The organism is Stenotrophomonas sp. 2YAF22 (assembly GCF_052114665.1).
GTDB classification, from domain to species: Bacteria; Pseudomonadota; Gammaproteobacteria; order Xanthomonadales; family Xanthomonadaceae; genus Stenotrophomonas; species Stenotrophomonas indicatrix.
On record NZ_JBFRFE010000623.1, the window covers coordinates 1 to 2,538 of the forward strand.

Here is a 2,538-nt window from a genome sequence, read left to right on the forward strand (position 1 = left end):
CACTGCTGGTGACCAAGCTGGATGATTTCCTGGCCGGCAAGCGTGACTTCGAGGTGCTGTTCACCCCGACCGCGACCACCTCGCTGGCCAGTGCCTCGTGGACCAAGAACCACCTGGTGCTGAACGTGCTGGACGACGTCAAGAACCGCCTGTCGGTGCTGACCCCGACTGCCAAGGGCTGGCAGAAGAGCGATTTCGTCGGCGCACCAGCCTTCGGCACCCTGGGCGTCAGTGCGGTCGACAGCAATGACAGCGATGCGGTGTGGCTGACCGCCACCGATTACCTGACCCCGACCACCCTGGCCATTGCCGACATCGGCAAGGCACCGGAAGTGCTCAAGACCATGCCGGCGTTCTTCGATGCCGACGGCAAGGTGATCGAGCAGCACTTCGCTACCAGCAAGGACGGTACCCGCGTGCCGTACTTCGTGGTGCACGACAAGGCGATGAAGCTCGACGGTTCCAATCCGACCCTGCTGTACGGCTACGGTGGGTTCGAGATTTCGCTGACCCCGTCGTACTCGGGTGGCATGGGCCGCGCCTGGCTGGAAAAGGGCGGCGTGTACGTGGTTGCCAACATCCGTGGTGGTGGCGAGTACGGCCCGCGCTGGCACCAGGCGGCGCTGAAGCAGAACCGTCACAAGGCCTATGAAGACATGGCTGCGGTTGCCCAGGACCTTGTTACCCGCAAGATCACTTCTGCCAAGCACCTGGGCGTGCAGGGCGGCAGCAACGGTGGCCTGCTCACCGGCAACATGCTGACCCAGTACCCGGAGCTGTTCGGTGCGGTGGTGGTGCAGGTTCCGCTGCTGGACATGAAGCGTTACAGCCACCTGCTGGCCGGCGCGTCGTGGATGGCCGAGTACGGCAACCCGGATACCAGCGACTGGGAGTTCATCAAGACCTTCTCGCCGTACCACCTGTTCGACGCGAAGAAGAGCTACCCGCCGGTGCTGTTCACCACCTCCACCCGCGATGACCGCGTGCATCCGGGCCACGCCCGCAAGATGGCCGCGAAGATGATCGAGGCCGGCAAGGACGTGACCTACTACGAGAACATCGAAGGCGGTCATGGCGGTGCAGCCAACAACGCGCAGGCCGCGCACATGTCCGCACTGGCCTACAGCTTCCTGTGGGAGCGGTTGGGCGGTAAATGATGAAATGAAAAACGCCGCCCTCGGGCGGCGTTTTTCGTTGGGGTGTGCGAATCCACGCACGGCGTGCGCTGGGCCAGCAGATCCACGCCATGCGTGGATGCCTTGGACGTTACCGGGTCACCCGCCCCAGCTTTTCAACCCGCGCGCGATACGCTCCACCGCCTCCTGCAACCGTGGTACTTCCTGGGTGTAGGCCAGGCGTACGTGCTGGTTCGATCGATGGAAGCCGAAATCCAGGCCCGGGGTGAACGCCACATGTTCGGTTTCCAGGAAGTGCGCGCAGAACGCCTGCGCGTCGTCGGTGAACGCGCTGACGTCGGCGTACAGGTAGAACGCACCCTGCGGTTCCACTTCGATGCGGAAGCCCAGTTCGCGCAGGGCCGGCAGCAGGAAGTCGCGGCGCTGCTGGAAGGCCTGGCGGCGCTGCTCGAAGATCGCCATCGCCTCCTCGCTGAAACAGGCAAGGGCCGCGTGCTGGGCGATGCTCGAAGCGCTGATGTACAGGTTCTGCGCCAGCTTCTCCAGGTCGGGTACCGCCGCTGGCGGCGCCACCAGCCAACCCAGTCGCCAGCCGGTCATGCCGAAGTACTTGGAGAAGCTGTTCAGCACGAACGCGCTGTCATCCACCTGCAGCACGCTCGCAGCATCCAGGCCGTAGGTCAGGCCGTGATAGATCTCGTCGACCACCAGGTGGCCGCCGCGCGCATGCAGCGAAGCCGAGAGGGTCGCCAGTTCATCGGCTGACAGCACGGTGCCGGTGGGATTGGCCGGCGATGCCACCAGTGCACCAACGCTGTCGGCGTTCCAGTGCTGCTGCACCAGCGAAGGGGTCAGCTGGTAGGCCGTTTCGGGTCCCACCGGAACGAGCTGCGCGCCGCCTTCCACCAGCCGCAGGAAGTGGCGGTTGCACGGATACCCGGGATCGGCCAGCAGCCAGTGGCGGCCGGGGTCGACCAGCAGGCTGCTGGCCAGCAGCAGCGCGCCGGAGCCGCCGGGCGTGACCAGGATGCGTTCGGGGTCGATATCCAGGCCGTAGTGGCTGCGATAGAAACCGCTGATCGCCTGGCGCAGGGCCGGTAGGCCGCGTGCGGCGGTGTAGCGGGTGTGGCCGGCGGCCAGCGCCGCCTGGCCGGCCCGCACGACCGGCTCGGCGGTGGTGAAGTCCGGCTCGCCGATCTCCAGATGGATCACATCGTGACCGGCCTGTTCCAGCGCCTGCGCGCGGGCCAGCAGGGACATCACATGGAAGGGAGCGATTTCGTGGCTGCGCCGGCTGTAGCCCGGCGTGTGGGGCAGGGTACTCATGCCCCACATGGTACGCCGGGCGTCCCGGTAGTGCCGGCCGCTGGCCGGCAACCTCGGAATGAACAGTCTGTTGCGG

General features: G+C 65.9%; 2 protein-coding genes. One reads left to right on the top strand and one right to left on the bottom strand.

The window, feature by feature from the left end:
• A partial coding sequence (locus tag AB4Y84_RS19070) for a prolyl oligopeptidase family serine peptidase (RefSeq protein ID WP_442250670.1) occupies positions 1-1,157 on the top strand: 1,157 nt, incomplete at its 5' end.
• Between the two features lie 117 nt (positions 1,158-1,274).
• On the opposite strand, the gene AB4Y84_RS19075 is transcribed toward AB4Y84_RS19070, so the two are convergent.
• The gene (locus tag AB4Y84_RS19075; protein WP_312785880.1) at positions 1,275-2,462 is read right to left on the bottom strand and encodes a pyridoxal phosphate-dependent aminotransferase; all 1,188 of its coding nucleotides are present in this window, start codon (positions 2,460-2,462) and stop codon (positions 1,275-1,277) included.
• Positions 2,463-2,538 lie beyond the last annotated feature (76 nt).

What these genes read in the sequence shown, in the direction of transcription:
- AB4Y84_RS19075 (WP_312785880.1), bottom strand. Translation starts at nt 2,462, where the DNA reads ATGAGTACCCTGCCCCACACGCCGGGCTACAGCCGGCGCAGCCACGAA.